The sequence below is a fragment of the Chitinophaga sp. Cy-1792 genome, from assembly GCF_011752935.1.
Taxonomy (GTDB): domain Bacteria; phylum Bacteroidota; class Bacteroidia; order Chitinophagales; family Chitinophagaceae; genus Chitinophaga.
In genome coordinates this window covers 2283461-2300317 of record NZ_VWWO01000001.1, presented here as the reverse complement: position 1 = coordinate 2300317, position 16857 = coordinate 2283461, and the positions used below count along the sequence as shown (strand labels likewise).

Sequence of the window (16857 nt, the reverse complement as noted above, 5' to 3'; positions counted from 1 at the left end):
CTTACCCAGGACTTTCACGCTATTTCCCATCTCTCAACATTCCAACAATGCTTATCAATATCCAAAATATCTCTTATCAAACACCAGCACACAAACTGTTATTTGAAAACGTCGGCTTTACAGTAAAAAAATACGATAAAACCGCCATCGTCGGAAACAACGGGACGGGAAAAAGTACCCTGCTCAAAATTATAGCAGGTAGGGAAAAGGACTATTCAGGTCAGGTACTGATCAATGCTACACTGTATTATGTACCACAGCATTACGGGCATTTCAACCATACTACCGTGGCTGAAGCCCTTTCCCTGGCGCCGATATTACAAGCATTACACGCTGTAGGCGAAGGTTCCACCATACCCGAACATTACGATCTGCTGGAAAACAACTGGGATATAGAAGCCCGGTATCAGGAAGCTTTCAATAAATGGGGCATTCCTGGCGTCACACCAGACCAACCGCTATCACAGCTCAGTGGCGGTATGAAAACAAAACTATTTCTCTCCGGGATAGACATCTTCCAACCTGAAATAGTGCTGCTGGACGAACCCACCAATCACCTGGACCATCAAACCCGTCAGCTACTGCTCCAATGGCTGGAAGAAACGACTTGTACCGTGCTGCTTGTCAGCCACGACAGGCAACTGCTGCGCCATTGCAACCCGATCCTGGAGCTGACACCTGGTGGTATCAATACCTATGGCGGCAATTATGATTTCTATGAGTTGCAGAAAGAAAATGAAATAGCTGCACAGGAGCATAAGCTGGATTTCCACGAAAAGGCCCTGAAGGAGGCCAAAAAGAAGCAGCAGGAAGCCCATGAGCGCAAACAACGCGCCGATGCACAGGCCCGTAAAAATGCAGCTAACAGCAGCGATCCGAAGATTCTGCTGAATGGTCGTAAAATGGCGGCAGAAGTCAGTGGTGGCAAACTGAAACATATTCATGATGAGAAAGTCAGTGAAATCCGTTCCGCCCTTCAGGATGCGGCCGCTATGGCGCATATCCAGCAAATGATGAAAGGCTACTTTGCCTCTTCCGCTTTTCCCTCCGGAAAAGTGCTATGGCAGGCCAACGACATTAACTTCTCCTACAACGGCATCAATAACGTATGGCCGTCACCGTTAACATTCACCATCCGAAGCGGCAACAGGCTTGCCATCACCGGCCCTAACGGCAGTGGTAAATCGACGCTGATGCAGCTGTTATCAGGCGCGTTAAGACCTACCAGCGGCACCATGGAAAATGGAAAATTCACCACCCTGATGCTGGACCAGGATTATAGTATTATCGACCGTGATAAGACAGTATTAGAGCAGGCTTTGGCTTTCAATGAAAGAAAACTGGAAGAAGCCATGGTACATACAACACTTGCCAACTTCCTGTTCAAACCGGATAGCTGGAAAAAGCCCTGTTCAGTACTAAGCGGCGGCGAAATGCTCCGGCTGGCACTATGTTGTATGATCTTGCAAAATAAGGCTCCGGACATCATCTTCCTGGATGAACCTGTGAATAACCTGGACCTGGCCAATATCCAGATGCTGGGGAAAATATTTGCAGGGTATAAGGGTACACTGCTCGTCATCTCCCATGATACCGAATTTTTAAAAGATGCGGAAGTGACTACTGAATTACGTGTGGCCTAACTTGCAGCTGCTGACCAGCTAATGCCGGTCAGCAGCTGTCCTTCATTAATGTACCGGAAATGGTGTTTTCTTCCCGTTAATATCTACCAGAAAAAATTGATTTTTATCTATGAAAAGCCCCTGATGGTGCCCCTCATGCTGATCTACATCTACCCCGATTACTTTCCCGTTGTAGCGTTGTACAATAGTCGTATCCGTTATGGTATGTCCTACAACGATGTGCTTGCTGCCATACTGCTGTAATGTACTATCGATCGTACTTTCAGGCGTTGGCACATCGCTGAAGTAACCACGGAACCAGAAAGGAGAAGTGGAAGTAAAAAATACCTGTGCATCCGCCGGCATCTGTTTACGTGGAACGCCCAGCAATGGCCTTACCGCGTCGTTTATCTGTGTAAGCGAAAGTTGTTTTTGCAGTATTTCCGGCGACATCCCTCCATGCATGACCAGCAGGTCACCGATTTTTTCTATTACATTTTTGCTCCGCAACCAGCGCCCCAGCTCAGTATCAGCAGCAAACAACTGTTTCAGTTCTTTGCCCATGACCCAGGCATTTTTGAAATAACGCGCATCTGTATAACGGAAATCTCCCGCCATCTGCATGACATCATGGTTGCCCAGGATAACATGTACCTGTCCACCAGCCGCTGCAGCTTTATCTTCCAGCGTATACAGGAGCCATATCCATGGCAGTACTTTAGTACCCCTGTCGAACAGATCGCCGGCAATAACCAGGTGCCCCTTACCAAAGGTCCAGTTAAACTTATCGTCCATTACTCCACCCGCTATCAACAGTTTTTTACCGGCATCAAATTCACCTTCAATATCAGAAAGGATGAATAATTGCTCCGGAGCCGCCGTGGTATTAGCCGGGATGCTGATGTTGGATTTGATCTTTATTTCCAAACCTTCGGCAGTCAATACCGGAATGTTATGGGCCGGATAAGTTTTTGTTTTTGTGGTAACAAGATCTTCCCGCTGGAAGATGGTTTTAACGACGGCACTATCTCCTTCATAGAAAACATAGGGGCCATCTGTTTGCTCCTGCGCCGCTGAAAGCAATGGTAACATAACTAGTGTCAGTGCTAATTTGCTAAAATGCATGGTGAATGGTTGTTGATAAAAAAGAGGTTCTGTCTGAATAAAGACGATTCGGGAGACAGGAAAGATAGGTCATAATAAAGAAAAAACCGCCCGTATTTTTACGGACGGTCTTTATGTCAAGGGATTAATCAAACGGTCAGTTGCTTTTCTTTCGCTCTGGGCACGGGTTTCTTCTTCTTTCCTTTTCCCCACCATATAATGAAACCGGTTACCGGCAAGGTGGCACCTATCAGCGAAGCAAAGAATGCTAATACTTTTCCCGGCAGTCCCAGTATACTACCCACATGAATATCAAAGTTCATGCGTCGCAGTTTTCCGCCAACATCAGCATCTTCATAAGACTGGCTGTTTTCCGGATCTCCTTTGATCTCCTGTAACGTATGCTGATCAAACGAATAGCGTTGCAGGTTGTAATACTGTCCTTTACTTGGATACACGATAACCATGATACTACTGCCAGCCTTAGCCGTATCCGGCAAGCCGATATAAAAGCCTTTGGATGCAGGATGCTTTACTGCTGCGGCTTTCCAGGCCACATCAATCTTCTGTGGCAGCGTATAGGATAATTTTCCTGCCTGCAAAGAATCAGATACCGCTTCTTTAAATGGCGGAAGTGTGCGCCCACCGGTGGTTACCCAGTAAGTGCCCTTACTCCACCATTCCAGTCCATATACCATGCCGGTACATCCTATTGCAAACAATACCAGGAGCGCATAAAAACCTAAAACATTGTGCAGGTCATAGTTTACACGCTTTGTACTGGCGCCCCACTTAATTTTAAAGCTCTGCTGACGGGTACTCTTATTCCACTTCTTAGGCCACCACAGCACCATTCCACTGATGAGCGTTACCACAAAAACCAGTGTGCTGTAATTAATAATCGGGCGTCCTATCTTAAAAGGCAGCCATAAAAAACGATGCCCGTTCAATACCCATCTGAAGAAATTGACATCGCCAGGTTTACGGGTAACTTTGGAAACGACTTCTCCTGAATAGGGATTTATTTTTAAAGTAGACCCTCCACGACGCCCGCCAACAGTCACTTCTACCGCCTTACCATCTTTATAGACAATGGCCCCCACCTGTTTTCCCGGGTAGGCCTTTGCTGCCACTGCCATGATCCCTGAAGGAGGAAGTACCGGCTTTTCCTGTAGGGAAATATTGCTTTCCGGTTCCATATACGAAGTAATTTCCTCGTTGAACACCCAAATGCAGCCGGTAATACAGATGATCATTACAATGATACCAGAAATCAATCCCAGCCAAAGATGCAGCCAGGCTGAGATCCGATAGAAAAGCGACCGGGAGTTCTTCTTCCCGGCCGACTTATTTTTATTTAATTGCATGCCCGCTTTTTTAATATTCCATTTTTGTGATCGCAGTAATTTTTCCACCTTCAACCACCAGGCCCGGCGTAAGCGTAGCCGTAACAATATCAATGCTATAAACCCGGCTGCCAGTAGCCGTATTGAGGCCTATATAAGCAGTTTTCCCATCGTTGGTAGTAGTATTATTATTGTAAGATGCAGAAGTACTTTGTATGTCTTCCGGTGCGCCTTTTATCCAGGCAAATGATTGCTCTTTCACATCTACCAGCGCGAGTTTTCGGTTGCCGGTAAGCGCATTGGGATCCCCATACATCAGTAGTAAAAATTTGTTATTTCCAAGATAGGTCTGATTGGAGATATGATGTCCGCCAGAAATCGCCTGTACGTTGAAGAAGTAATGCTGATCAAATTCAGTGGTGCCTTTCAGGATACGTACAAATGCAGATGGTTTGGTAGTAACCGGTACACTGTTCAGCGTGGCTGCCGCCGGCGAAAATCCGTAAATATCACCGGTTTCGGTTACAGCAAGGCCGTTATTGAAATAAGCACCGATATAACTGGTACGGTTATCCCTGATTACTTTTTCCAGTTTCATTTCAGGGTAGGAAAACACTGCTATCCAGGTACTGTCGGGGTAGGCAGTGCCGAAAGCATCACCGCAACAGCCTTTAATACTCATGTACGGTGCAAATACTTTATTATCTACCTGCGTAGCCCAGGTAAAGTGTGCCCGTTCTCCATTGGCGGCCAGTTTCACGATATCAATCGTACCATTACCTACAATCTTGGATTGCAGCGCATCTATCCTGTAGTAACTGGCAATTTCAGTACCGCTGCGGGGAATTTTTATCAGGAGCAATTCATCGTTGACTTTTGTAAATGCCTGCACAGTTTCTGTCTGGAAGTCGGAAGTCTTTACCAGCTGGCCTTTTGTATCCAGCCTGTAAGTAGTGACAGCACCCGGATTTCCCTGTCCGTACAACAGGCTAAAAAACCTGCCTTTATGTGTCATATAGTACCGATAGGAGCCATCCTGCTCAATACCGTTACCAGCAGTACTTATACTGCCTTTGTCCAGCTGATCTGCGGTGAGCAGGTAATCGGCAATACCAGTAGTACCTATAGGCGTTGCCGTTATAACATATTTTGTTCGTCCCTGAGATTCACCTTCAGTATATCCGCTATCTGCGGAGATATCATCTTTATCGCAACCTGTTCCGAATACTACCATGGCTGCTGCCAGCAGCAATATTCTGTTTAATTTTATCATTACCTGTTAGTAGTTTAGAAATTATTTACTGATGAAGTACCTGAATTTGGCGTAAAATGCACGACCCGGTTTCTGTAATGTGAAGTTGTCGTACAGGCGGTTATCCACAAGGTTTTTGCATTCCACCGCGATGTTATATTTACCATTGGCAAGACTGTACACCATATTCACGTCCTGGCAAAACTGGCGTGGAATGGTCAGCTTCTGGCTTCCCTGGCTGGGCCATGAAAGGTAGTATTCATGCACATACAGGAAGTTATAGCCAAGGGTCAGACTGTTTCCTTTTTTGAGTACATTATGGAAGAAGAGGGAAGCATCGGCATTTCCGAAGAGATAAGGCATATTTGGAATTCTATCGCGGTAAAGCGGACTTTCTACCTTTTGCCCATCTTCAAACCTGGTATTATTTCTCAGGTTCTGATAAGTCATGTTGACACCCGCGGTAAAGAGCCGTTTGTAGCTGTAGCGCACTTCTCCATCTACCCCAAGATTGGTAACATCGGCCAGGTTTCCATTAGTTTGCTTTGTTTGGTTGGGGTTCAGTAAAGGCCGGATAAAATCTTTGGCGTCACGGTAAATCAGGTTAGCATCAATACTGAAGCGGTGATCCTCATGCAGTTTAGTCTGGAAACTGGCACCCAGGTTGTAGTTATTGCTGCTTTCAGGTTTGAGGTCCAGATTGCCTTCCAGGTTGAGGAGGTCACCAAATAACTCTTCTGTATCCGGCAGGCGGTATGATTTTTCGTAAGAGGCCTTTAATTGCAGGTTAGGCAGCACAAAGTATGTGGTAGCAAGGCCATAACCCATTTTATTAAAGGTATTTTCCAGATTACGGTAAGCCACATCTCCCCAGCTACCACTAGGGTTATAGCTTTGGGAGAATTTATTGGTTTGCTTATAATTTTTTACAAAAAGAGAAGTATTCCATCTTTCACTGTAATCATACTTATAACCTAAGCCCAGTATGTTTTTAAATACTTTTTTAGGTTGATCATATTTTGCATCATTGGGAAATAATGCATCACTTCCTGTACGATTGAAAGTAGTATATACATCGTTCAGCAGGAAAGAATGATGATCATTCAATTTATAGCTCAGGTTTGCGGTACCAATACCATTATGGTTTTTGAACTTATACATCGAACGTTCGCGTTCAGCTGTTCCATTGGGAACCCATTGTTTAAGCCAGTTGTAGCGGCGTCCGACAGTGTCAATATTCTGCTCTGAGCCAAGGTTGTAATTACCGGTGAGACTAAGATCCAGCCCTTTTACAAAAAGGTTCTTCACCTGGTATTTAAGACTTGGCATGACTGTGGTACCGCGTCTGTGCCAGTTGCCGAATACGCTCACCATTCTGGCGCCGGTTTGTATTTCAGCGTAATTCTGCCCCATGGTCATGCCTAGCAGCAATTTATCTGCATACTTCTTTCCAACAATACCAATGTTGGCAATCACTGTTTCGTTATGATAGGTGTCGTGAAAGCGTTTCACCCATTGTTTGGGATAATATTCACCAGTGTTGATATCCGCAACGTTTACCCGTACCCGGTAGTTATTATCAGAATAGTTCTGGAAAGCATTTACCTGTATGGTAAAACCTGAAGCAGATGTATAGCCGGCATTTACAGCAGTGCGGTGTGTATTGAAGGAACCAAAGGAATAGGATGCATCAACGTAGCTGCGCTTCGCGTTACTGGTCACAATATTGATGGCACCACCCAATGCGTCGGCGCCCAGCCAAATAGGCACTACGCCTTTATAAACTTCCACTCGTTCCGCCAGGTTGATAGGAATATTATTTAGCTGAAAAGAAGAGCCAAAATTATCCATAGGTACGCCATCCAGGAAGAATTTCACCTGGCGGCCCGTGAAGCCGTTCAGGGAGAAGTTCATGCGGGAGCCCAGGCCACCATCTTCACGCACACGTACACCTGATACACGATCGAGGGCGTGCGACAAGTCCAGCGTAGAGTTGTACAGTTTTTTCGCATCGATGGCCGTCACATTAAAGGCCTGTTGGTTTACTTCCTGTGTGGCTGTTCTGCCGAACACCGATACGGTAGTAATATCATTTACAGCCCTTTCAAGTGTCACGTTGACTTGTGCTGTTTGCCCGGCTACAGCATTAATTTCCAGCGTTTTCTTTTTATAGCCGATGAGGGAAATGACCAGCATTCGTTTTCCGGGTCTTACCGGCTGCAGTTTGAAATAGCCTTTTTCATCAGCCACCGTTTTGATGGTATGATCATGAAGGGAGATAGAGGCCCCAACGAGGGCGTTGCCGTCATTATCCTTCAGATAACCGGCAACAGAAGCCTCCGTGGCAGATTGGGCGAAACAGGAGATAGTTAGGGATAGCAGGACAAATATCGTCCCGATTAGTTTTCTACAGTACATTATTTCCGTTTTAATTGTATCAGCAATGCATGGAAATGGCGTTCCGAATTAGTTGTAATTCAGTCATAAAAACGCCACAGCAAAGAATATAGATTTCTTTCAGACCATACAAAATTAGCCCTGCGCAGATGCAAATGTTTTCGAAATCAGGAAAAATAAATGGAAAATAAAATTCCGTTTCAGGGCGTGTATGCGTTAGGTTTATATTCAGAAAAAATAGTAGTACTCCTAATTATTTACCATGTAAGAAATAAGTATTACCACATATGGAAATAAGTAATAATTATCGGAACTTTGATCTGTGACAAACAGATACGTATCTGATTGCCAGGGATATGAATACCTACATAGTAAAACATAGACTATGAACACATACCACGAAAGAGCAGTTATCGAAACCCTTATCGCTACACAATTGCAGGCACTCCGTGAAAAGGATGTAAATGCAGCCGTAGAAAATTACCATACAGATGTGGTGGTATTTGATGTGGTAGGTCCGTTATCACAAACCGGTGTTTCTGCCATAAAAACCAGGCTGACGGAGTGGTTGTCCGGGTTTGAAGAGGTAGCAGTTGTGTCTGTTAAGCTGGTGGTAGAAGCTGGAGAACACCATGCTTTCAGTAATGGGTTCAATCATGTGATGGCTAAGCTGACCAACGGCAATAATTTAGATATGTATTGGCGCGAAACCTTATGCTGGCAGAAGGTTTTCGGAGAATGGAAAATAATGGCCGCTCATAGCTCTGTTCCGTTTGATGTAACTACCGGAATGGCCAGTACCGGCCTGAAGCCATGAGTTGTTGCAACAATTAATTTATGATATCATGAAAACAAAAAATGCCATCAGCTGATGGCATTTTTTGTTGCTGTTTTTACGGCCGGGAATATGCTGCAATTCCGGGCAGTTATATTAGTTAGTCCGAATCCGCATGGAAGAAGTACGGTCGTTGAAGGTGCTGGTATTTTTGAGGCAGCTGGCGTCAGCTGTTAATACCAGGGAGTCTCCGCTGAAATTGTCGTTATCATACAATGTAACGGTAACGCCTGTTGGAATTTTCAGGGAAGAAGCGTCGTTGTCGGCAGCTCCGGCGCTTACCAGTGCGGCAGTGGTGTAGTTTCCTGGTGTGAAGGAAGCTGACCAGCCGCCATAGCTGCAGTTCTGAAAGAGCTGTACCACAGGCGTTGTTACGGTACCGCCGCCGGGATCGGCTTCAGCATAGGTAGACGCGATTTTGATACCTTGTACATAGTTGGTGATTTCAGCTGGATCACCACCATAAACGCCAAACTTAGGATCACAATAGTCAGCATCTAATGTGCGTCCGTAGTAGCGTTGTGTGCCATTTACCAGGGTTTGTTTTACACCGTTGTACCAGAACTCTATGAAACCGATAGAAGAGTCCCTGGAAACTTTGAGATGCATGACCATGGAATTCCAGGTACCGGCAGACAATGGGGTTGTCCATACTTCGGTACCGATTTTTCCGGGTGCATAGTGCATCAGGTGAAAGATGTTGCTGGTGTTGGTGCTTAAAACGATCGGATAGTTCTGCAACATTGGTTGCGTCGATCCGAAGGCCTTCCACTGGAATACCGCGTTGGTATTCTGATTGGCGGGAATGATCAGCTTGGAACGCCAGCCGATGTAAATGTCATCGCCTTCAGCGGCCTGGAAATTTTTAGCACCATGGCCTTCTGTACGATGGCTGCCGGCAGGTTTGTAGAATTTCCATACCTGTCCGTACACAGCGTCTGTGTCAACGGTAATAGTACCGTCGCCTTCAAAGTTTAGTACTTTCCATACGTTTGCTGCGCCTAATGCAGCGTCTCCATTGAAAAGGAGGGATTCGGTGTGTGCTTTGTTACCAGTTTGTTCGTTACGGTTTGCGGGGTTGTTGTCTTTAGTGCAGTGAGTGAAGGCGGTGAGGCATGACACTCCCAGCAGGCATGACCAGATTGCCTGATTGATTTTCATAAAAATGGAATTGTGGGTTTGGGTGAACAATTATTCGTACCTAAACTAATCAATCGATTGCAGTAAAGTAGGTAGTGCTTTATCTTTTCATGATAGTTTTTTGCCGATATCACGTTTACGGCTATATGAAATTTATTTATTATTGATTATCAATTATTTAAAAAAATATTTACAGAAAAAAAACTACTGCGCAAAAAGACTGCATACATGAACTGCCATCTTTGTAATGTCAACTGCAAACAACAGTTGAGCAAACAACAAAACATCCATTGTTATAACTTTTTGAACCAGTGTCGCAGTGCAGGAATTCTTCGTTTAGGGTGGGGATGCAGGTAACCAGTCCTGTCCTGAAAAGGTAGTTAATTTAAACACCATCTGTAAGTGCCTGTACGATTTATTACCTGGTTTAATTTTTTTCCGGTGTCGTAGAGAAGGAATTCTTCGTTCCAAGGTGGAAATGCAGGTAACCAAACCTGCCCTGAAAAGGTGGTCAATAAAAGACGCCACAGTAAGTGCCTTTTCGACTCATTACCCGGATATCTTTTTAAGACTACAGGTGTCGTAGAAATGAATTACTTCGCCGCACTTAGGGGAGGAATAGTGTAACAGCTATCCGGTTCGACTCCGGCAAGGCACTGCCCCGCTATTTGTTTCGCCTTTTACCCTGGCGTTTTAAAAGTAAGAAAATGGGAGCCTGCAATGATGCAGGCTTTTATTTTTGCTCATAACCCGCCACAGGGAACCTTCCGGCACTTGCTTCAAACATCTCTTCCTGCGACTTACCAGACAACGAAACTTTAAGTCCGTCGGTAGGGCCATAACCGATTTCGCCTGCATCTGTATTGATCAGTTTTTCAAATACAGTATCACAAAATTCATCCAGCGGTGCACCATGGTTTTGGCCGGCGCCTGCCAGGGACGTCTGTACTGCCGGAGGTATCAGCTCTACCACACGGCAACCTGTTTCTTTAAGTGAATGGCGCAGTACCATGGTATAGCTGTGTAACGCCGCTTTACAGGCGCTATAAACCGGTGCAAATACTTGTGGAACATATGCTCCGCCAGAAGTTACATTGACAATCGTAGATGCCTTGCCGTTAGCTATTAATAGTGGAATGAGCAGATGGTTCAGGTGTATGGGAGCAGCTAATAAAATATCAATTTCCTGTTGTCTCTCATTCCAGGGAGCATTATCACTCGCTAAAGCTATACGTCGCTGGATACCAGCATTATTGACCAGCAGATTAATGCCAGGCATTACTTCCTGTACATACTTTGCCAGCACTTCCCGCTGTTCGCTGCTACCGATATCATTTACAAAAATTTCAAGCCCCGGATATTTTTCCGCAGCAGCCTTCAGCTTGTCTACATTACGACCTGTAATCAGGACACGGCTTCCTGCCTGTAAAAATCTGGATGCTAATCCGAGTCCAATCCCTTCACTACCACCCGTAATTAATACCTGAATAGTACTTAAATCCATATAGAAATAGATGAATGATGATTTTTCAGAGAAATGAAAACAGAAAAGTAATACCTGAAGATATAATACCTGATTGTTTCTAAGTATCAGCTCTCCGTTGTAATATGATTAATATTTCCCGCAGCGTCAGTAAAAATAACCAACAGATAATCGGTCAGTTCTTTATGAATGGTATAATCAAAGATCGCAAAATGGTCGTTACTTTTGGGCGTTAAACCAATGCGCTTCAATTGCAATCGTGCAATCATCTGCTGATCAAGGTCTGCCGCTTCAGGATCCAGGTTAATTGCCGCCGCCAGCTCTTCAAAGAATTCTCCTTTGTGAAAATCTATATAAAATTTCACCTCATTTTCAGCATCATGCTCATCATAAAACTCGTCAATAAATGCTTTGTTTTTTATGAGCTGTAACTCCAGGTTTTCCAGAAAATGTTTGAGGGTTTGCTGCTCATCTGAATTCAGTATTCCATTTTCCAGATGCAGATCCATTTCCAGTTCTCTGCCAGCTATGGTAGCTTTAATATAATAATCCCGCATTTCAGCGCTATCCATACATCCAAAGTAAGGAAGTTCAAATCCGTCCATATTCGACTAATAATTTAGTAAGAGGATTAATGTTTGTAAATATTATCCGAAGATAGCGGGGCCAAACGCAATGTATATACGCAGTAAGCACAAATTATAAGGTGGGAAAATAAGGTGCTCTAAAACAGAAAAGGGCAATCCATTGCTGAATTGCCCTTTAAAAGTCTTTGTGGAGCCGACGGGAATCGAACCCGTGTCCAAACATATTCGCCGAAAGGCTTCTACATGCTTAGTTATGCATTGGTTTGTCGGAACTCGGCAGGGGCGTAACTAACCAACCTCGTCCTTATCCGTTTGCGCTTCAGTACTCACTCACAGAAACCATGAGCACCTATCCCTATGGGTTTGATGATTCAGCGGCGGGAGTCGCATAAGGCGACAACTCCGGGCGGCTATAATGGGTGTCTAATCTCTGATTAGGCAGCCATGGCGTAGTTAGATTCGCCAATTAAAGTTTGAATATTCAGATTATCGTGCTAATTATCCAACGCACGGCATGCTTACACTCTCAAAGATCTATGCTGTCAAAACCAGGCGGCCCCGGATTGAACCACAAATATACAACAATTTACACATAAAAAAAAGCATATGGCTGATTTCCAGCCATATGCCTTTCAAAAGATTTATTTTCAACGGCTATCAACCAAACCAATGACGCCAGATATCCAGCCCATTTGCCAGCAATAACAGCCCCAGCAATATAACCATGCCCACTACCTGCGCATATTCCAGGAACTTCTCGCCTGGCTTACGGCCGGTCACAATTTCATAGATCAGGAACAATACGTGGCCACCATCCAATGCAGGAATAGGCAGAATGTTCATCACCGCCAGAATAATGGACAGGAAAGCTGTCAGATCCCAGAAGTCCAGCCAGTTCCATTTCTCAGGGAATAATTGCGCAATACTGCCAAATCCACCCAGCGATTCTGTCATCTTCACATCTTTCGACACAAACAGCAATCTTAACTGGAGAATATAGGAGTTGATCTTATCAATACCCATGCTCACACCAGCAGGAATAGCCTGGAAGAAAGTATAATGAATGGTAGTATCCGACAGTGGGGATATAGGCAACACAGTCAGCTTACCGGTTGAATCCAGCACCGGACGTACCTGTATGGTATCATTTCCACGCAAAATATCCAAAGTAATGGTCTGCGACTTATACTTCTTCATCTCTGCAACGAAAGTCTTCATTGTAGTGGCTTCTGCACCATTTACACGCAACATCCTATCTCCATGCTGCAGCCCGGCCTTAGCTCCTGCCATACCTGCCTGCGCGGTGTCTATCACATACGGCAGCGAGTCTGGCAGTCTTATATCAAGGAACAGGCGTTTAGCTTTCAGTTCCTTCATCACCTTACCGATAAAACCTTCCGGAACAGGGACATTCACTACCTGTCCGTTTCTGTCTACCTGAATGGTTTTGGTCGAATGCAGGATCATATAGCCAGGAATCTTCGCAAATTCCTTTACTTCTTTATTGTCGAGCGACAGGATTTTATCACCATCCTGCAGCCCCATGCTTTTACCCAGGGAATCTACCTCAATACCATAAGTCAGGTTTTTGGTAGGAAGATATCTGTAACCATGTATCCAGAGGATCATGAAGTAGATAAAGAATGCCAGCAGAATATTGACGGTAACGCCACCGATCATGATGATAAGGCGCTGCCATGCTGGTTTGGCCCTGAATTCCCATGGCTGCGGAGGTTTGGCCATTTGTTCCTTATCCATGCTTTCGTCGATCATACCGGATATTTTTACATATCCGCCCAACGGAAGCCAGCCAATACCATATTCCGTTTCTCCCTTCTTTATTTTAAAGAGTGAAAACCATGGATCAAAGAAGAGGTAAAATTTTTCTACCCTTGTTTTGAAGAGTTTGGCCGGGATAAAATGCCCTAACTCATGCAATACTACCAGTATAGAGAGCGACAGGATTAACTGTCCGCCTTTTATCAAAATAAGATCTAAGCTCATTTAATTTTTGCTGCTTTTATTCTGCCTGTTAATATATCAGATATTCCAGATATTCAGGCAAAATATGTTGTTAATTTTTGGCTGCTGTTAGATTACAATGGAATTGATTAAAGAACCCGCATGTTCGCGTGCTGCAGTATCACATTCGTAATAATCGTTCAGTGTCGGCTTTTCAATGAACGGCACTTTAGCCATTGTTTCTTCGATCACCTCGGTCATCTGCAGAAATCCTATCCTGTTTTTCAGGAATGCATTTACTACTTCTTCGTTGGCAGCATTCATGACGCAGGCAGCATTACCGCCTTTGTACATGGCTTCCATGGCGATGGCCAGGTTTCTGAAGGTTTTGGTATCCGGCTGTTCGAATGTAAGCTGCGGATAGTTACGGAAGTTAAACCGCGGGAAATCATTCTGTAAACGGTCAGGGAAGCCTAAAGCATACTGGATAGGCAGTTTCATGTCTGGTAATCCCATCTGTGCTTTCAGGGAACCATCTACGAATTGTACCATGGAGTGAATGATAGACTGCGGATGGATCACCACTTCGATATCTTCTGCTTTCAGACCAAACAACCATTTGGCTTCGATCATTTCCAGCCCTTTGTTCATGAGGGTGGCAGAATCGATGGTGATTTTAGCGCCCATGCTCCAGTTAGGATGCTGGAGGGCATGGTCTTTCTTCACATTTATGAGGAAATTAGGTTTCTTTCCAAGGAAAGGTCCGCCGGATGCTGTCAGGATCACCTTTTCCAGTTTGGAAAGCGGCTCTCCGAGCAGGCATTGGAAAATGGCAGAATGCTCAGAATCTACCGGTATAATAGGTACATTTTTACGGGCAGCAGCAGCCATCACGATATCACCTGCACATACCAGGGTTTCCTTGTTGGCGAGTGCTACCGGGATACCCTGTTCAATGGCAGCCATGGTAGGTGCCAGACCTGCAAACCCCATGATAGCAGCCAGCATCATGTCGATACTTCCCCATGAAGCCACTTCCACCATAGATTTTGCGCCGGCAAAAACTTTTATGCCTTTGTCGAACAGTACATCCTTAACCTGTTTGTATTTCTCTTCATTACCGATAACAACAGCATTAGGCTTGAATTTGAGCGCCTGTTCGATCAGGAGTTCAGCATTATTCTGTGCGGTGAGTACTTCCACACTAAACCTGTCGGGATGTGCCGCTATCACATCCAGTGCCTGAATGCCAATAGATCCTGTGGACCCGAAGATGGCAATTTTTCGTTTATTCATTACGGTGATTTACTTTTTTTTCTGGTCAACAAAAACGAACGAACAGCTGCAGGCATTTCATATACCTGCAGCTGTGATATAACTAAATTTCGGTTACTATTATTGTAAATACTGCGTCAGCTCATCAGCCAGTTTCCTGTCGTTACTGAGTCGTGGTACCTTATTCTGTCCTCCCAGCTTACCAATGGCCTTCATATAGTCGATAAAGCCATTTTTGCGTACTGGTCTGATTTTCAGGGGTTGTAAAATATTTCCTGTTAAGAGGTCATCATAATAAATATTCTTCTGCCTCATATTCTCGTCCACCTTCCGGGCAAATGCAGCCAGGTCAGCCGGCATATTTTCAAATTCCACAAACCATTCGTGATAAGGCAACCCTTCTTCCGACTGCACTTTAGGTGCTACAGTAAATTCAGTGATATGCACATTTTCTTCCTGGGCAGCCTTCATGAGACTGTATTCCACTTCTTCTCCGATTACGTGTTCACCGAAGGCGGAAATAAAATGTTTGATACGACCTGTTACCAGCAGTTTATACGGGTTCAGGGAGATGAATTTCACGGTATCCCCGATATTATAGCCCCATAAACCGGCATTATTATTAATAATCAGGCCGTAATTTACACCAACCTGAACATCTTTGAGCGACAGTCGCGTTGGATTTTCGTTAAAGATTTCCTGTGCGGGAATAAATTCATAGAAGATGCCTGAATTGGTATTCAGGAGCAGGCCTTCCTGTTCCTGGGAGTCCTGGAAGGCGAAGAAGCCTTCAGAAGCCGGGAATGTTTCCACTGTATGGATAGGCGCACCGATGGAAGCCATGAGTTTGGCTCTGTACGGTTCAAAGTTTACGCCACCATACACCATCACATCAAAATTTTTAAATATTTCTTTTATTCTTTTTCCGTTGGTACGCTCGATCAGGCGGTCGAAGTACATCTGTACCCAAGGTGGTATTCCACTGATCAGGGTCATATCCTGATTAATGGTTTCTTCCACGATTTTGTCCAGCTTGGTTTCCCAGTCTTCGATACAGTTGGTTTCGTAGGAAGGGAGCTGATTGGTACGGAGGTAGCGTGGAATATGGTGGTTCACGATACCGCTGAGCCTGCCGGTAGGTATACCACCTACTCTTTCCAGTTCAGGGGAACCGGAGAGGAAAATCATTTTTCCATCGGCAAAGTTGGTATTGCCGGTTTCTCCCATATAGTTGAGCAGCGCATTTTTGGCTGTATCTATATGATTGGAGATAGAATCCTTGGTAATGGGAATATATTTAACACCGGAAGTAGTACCGGAAGTTTTGGCCAGATAGATAGGTTGTCCTTTCCAGAGAACGTTTTGTTTTCCCTGTTTGATTCTGTCTATATACGGCTTATATTGTTCATAATCACGGATAGGAACTGCTTTTTTGAATTCATCGTAGCTATTGACCTCATTAAATTTGTGCTCCGTTCCGAACTCTGTTTTTCTGCCTATCTTGATCAGCTCCTCCAGGATTGCCTCCTGGTCTTCCACCGCCCTGAGCATTTCCTTCCTGATTTTACTATGGACAATGGAAGCAAATGGTTTGGCCAGCAGTGATTTAAACTTCATGCCAAAATATTTTATGTTTGAGAGATGAGTGCCGGAAGGAATAGTCTTTTGTGTTTTCCGACGCTGATATCTATTTATATTATTGTGTAAACGACAAATGTATATAAAATTGCGTTGCGTTGTACAGATAAAAAGAGATGCGTAAAAAATGTTAAATAAATATAAAATTCAGGAAAGTACGTATCTTTGAAAAGATTAAGCTTTATCCGGTTGAATACATTAATTTACGCATGTGAA

12 protein-coding genes and 1 other RNA gene are annotated in these 16857 nt (G+C 44.4%); 2 read left to right on the top strand and 11 right to left on the bottom strand.

Features of this window, described 5'->3' with window-relative positions:
• Positions 1-47 precede the first annotated feature (47 nt).
• A complete protein-coding gene (locus tag F3J22_RS09385) occupies positions 48-1643 on the top strand; it encodes an ABC-F family ATP-binding cassette domain-containing protein (protein WP_167016435.1) in 1596 nt (531 codons plus the stop codon).
• A gap of 45 nt (positions 1644-1688) precedes the next feature.
• On the opposite strand, the gene F3J22_RS09380 is transcribed toward F3J22_RS09385, so the two are convergent.
• The 4 genes from F3J22_RS09380 to F3J22_RS09365 all read right to left on the bottom strand — a co-directional run bounded on the left by F3J22_RS09380 (position 1689) and on the right by F3J22_RS09365 (position 7742).
• Complete coding sequence (locus F3J22_RS09380) at positions 1689-2714, bottom strand: metallophosphoesterase (RefSeq protein WP_167016434.1); 1026 nt, start codon at positions 2712-2714, stop codon at positions 1689-1691.
• Between the two features lie 161 nt (positions 2715-2875).
• A complete protein-coding gene (locus F3J22_RS09375) occupies positions 2876-4093 on the bottom strand; it encodes a PepSY domain-containing protein (RefSeq protein ID WP_167016433.1) in 1218 nt (405 codons plus the stop codon).
• 10 nt (positions 4094-4103) lie between these two features.
• Positions 4104-5345, bottom strand: coding sequence for a DUF4374 domain-containing protein (locus F3J22_RS09370; protein ID WP_167016432.1), 1242 nt, complete (start codon positions 5343-5345; stop codon positions 4104-4106).
• Positions 5346-5366: 21 nt separating this feature from the next.
• Positions 5367-7742 carry a TonB-dependent receptor gene (locus F3J22_RS09365; protein WP_167016431.1) on the bottom strand — a complete coding sequence of 792 codons (2376 nt, stop codon included), beginning with the start codon at positions 7740-7742 and terminating at the stop codon, positions 5367-5369.
• Between the two features lie 364 nt (positions 7743-8106).
• Here F3J22_RS09365 and F3J22_RS09360 point away from each other — a divergent pair, with 364 nt between their 5' ends.
• Positions 8107-8538: a nuclear transport factor 2 family protein gene (locus F3J22_RS09360; RefSeq protein ID WP_167016430.1), complete on the top strand. Its 432-nt coding sequence runs from the start codon at positions 8107-8109 to the stop codon at positions 8536-8538.
• Between the two features lie 114 nt (positions 8539-8652).
• On the opposite strand, the gene F3J22_RS09355 is transcribed toward F3J22_RS09360, so the two are convergent.
• The 7 genes from F3J22_RS09355 to F3J22_RS09325 all read right to left on the bottom strand — a co-directional run bounded on the left by F3J22_RS09355 (position 8653) and on the right by F3J22_RS09325 (position 16620).
• A complete protein-coding gene (locus F3J22_RS09355) occupies positions 8653-9717 on the bottom strand; it encodes a heparin lyase I family protein (RefSeq protein WP_167016429.1) in 1065 nt (354 codons plus the stop codon).
• A 712-nt stretch (positions 9718-10429) separates the two neighbouring features.
• Complete coding sequence (locus F3J22_RS09350) at positions 10430-11200, bottom strand: SDR family oxidoreductase (RefSeq protein ID WP_167016428.1); 771 nt, start codon at positions 11198-11200, stop codon at positions 10430-10432.
• A gap of 86 nt (positions 11201-11286) precedes the next feature.
• Positions 11287-11784, bottom strand: coding sequence for a DUF2004 domain-containing protein (locus F3J22_RS09345; RefSeq protein WP_167016426.1), 498 nt, complete (start codon positions 11782-11784; stop codon positions 11287-11289).
• Positions 11785-11951: 167 nt separating this feature from the next.
• Positions 11952-12326, bottom strand: a transfer-messenger RNA (tmRNA) gene (gene ssrA, locus F3J22_RS09340).
• A 97-nt stretch (positions 12327-12423) separates the two neighbouring features.
• The gene (gene rseP / locus F3J22_RS09335) at positions 12424-13770 is read right to left on the bottom strand and encodes an RIP metalloprotease RseP (RefSeq protein ID WP_167016424.1); all 1347 of its coding nucleotides are present in this window, start codon (positions 13768-13770) and stop codon (positions 12424-12426) included.
• Positions 13771-13857: 87 nt separating this feature from the next.
• Positions 13858-15024 carry a 1-deoxy-D-xylulose-5-phosphate reductoisomerase gene (locus F3J22_RS09330; protein ID WP_205195171.1) on the bottom strand — a complete coding sequence of 389 codons (1167 nt, stop codon included), beginning with the start codon at positions 15022-15024 and terminating at the stop codon, positions 13858-13860.
• A 99-nt stretch (positions 15025-15123) separates the two neighbouring features.
• On the bottom strand, positions 15124-16620 hold the full coding sequence (locus F3J22_RS09325; protein ID WP_167016422.1) for a GH3 auxin-responsive promoter family protein: 1497 nt from the start codon (positions 16618-16620) through the stop codon (positions 15124-15126).
• Positions 16621-16857 lie beyond the last annotated feature (237 nt).

Coding starts and splice junctions, on each gene's coding strand:
- F3J22_RS09385 (WP_167016435.1), top strand. CDS start 48: ATGCTTATCAATATCCAAAATATCTCTTATCAAACACCAGCACACAAA.
- F3J22_RS09380 (WP_167016434.1), bottom strand. CDS start 2,714: ATGTTACCATTGCTTTCAGCGGCGCAGGAGCAAACAGATGGCCCCTAT.
- F3J22_RS09375 (WP_167016433.1), bottom strand. CDS start 4,093: ATGCAATTAAATAAAAATAAGTCGGCCGGGAAGAAGAACTCCCGGTCG.
- F3J22_RS09370 (WP_167016432.1), bottom strand. CDS start 5,345: ATGATAAAATTAAACAGAATATTGCTGCTGGCAGCAGCCATGGTAGTA.
- F3J22_RS09365 (WP_167016431.1), bottom strand. CDS start 7,742: ATGTACTGTAGAAAACTAATCGGGACGATATTTGTCCTGCTATCCCTA.
- F3J22_RS09360 (WP_167016430.1), top strand. CDS start 8,107: ATGAACACATACCACGAAAGAGCAGTTATCGAAACCCTTATCGCTACA.
- F3J22_RS09355 (WP_167016429.1), bottom strand. CDS start 9,717: ATGAAAATCAATCAGGCAATCTGGTCATGCCTGCTGGGAGTGTCATGC.
- F3J22_RS09350 (WP_167016428.1), bottom strand. CDS start 11,200: ATGGATTTAAGTACTATTCAGGTATTAATTACGGGTGGTAGTGAAGGG.
- F3J22_RS09345 (WP_167016426.1), bottom strand. CDS start 11,784: ATGGACGGATTTGAACTTCCTTACTTTGGATGTATGGATAGCGCTGAA.
- rseP (WP_167016424.1), bottom strand. CDS start 13,770: ATGAGCTTAGATCTTATTTTGATAAAAGGCGGACAGTTAATCCTGTCG.
- F3J22_RS09330 (WP_205195171.1), bottom strand. CDS start 15,024: ATGAATAAACGAAAAATTGCCATCTTCGGGTCCACAGGATCTATTGGC.
- F3J22_RS09325 (WP_167016422.1), bottom strand. CDS start 16,620: ATGAAGTTTAAATCACTGCTGGCCAAACCATTTGCTTCCATTGTCCAT.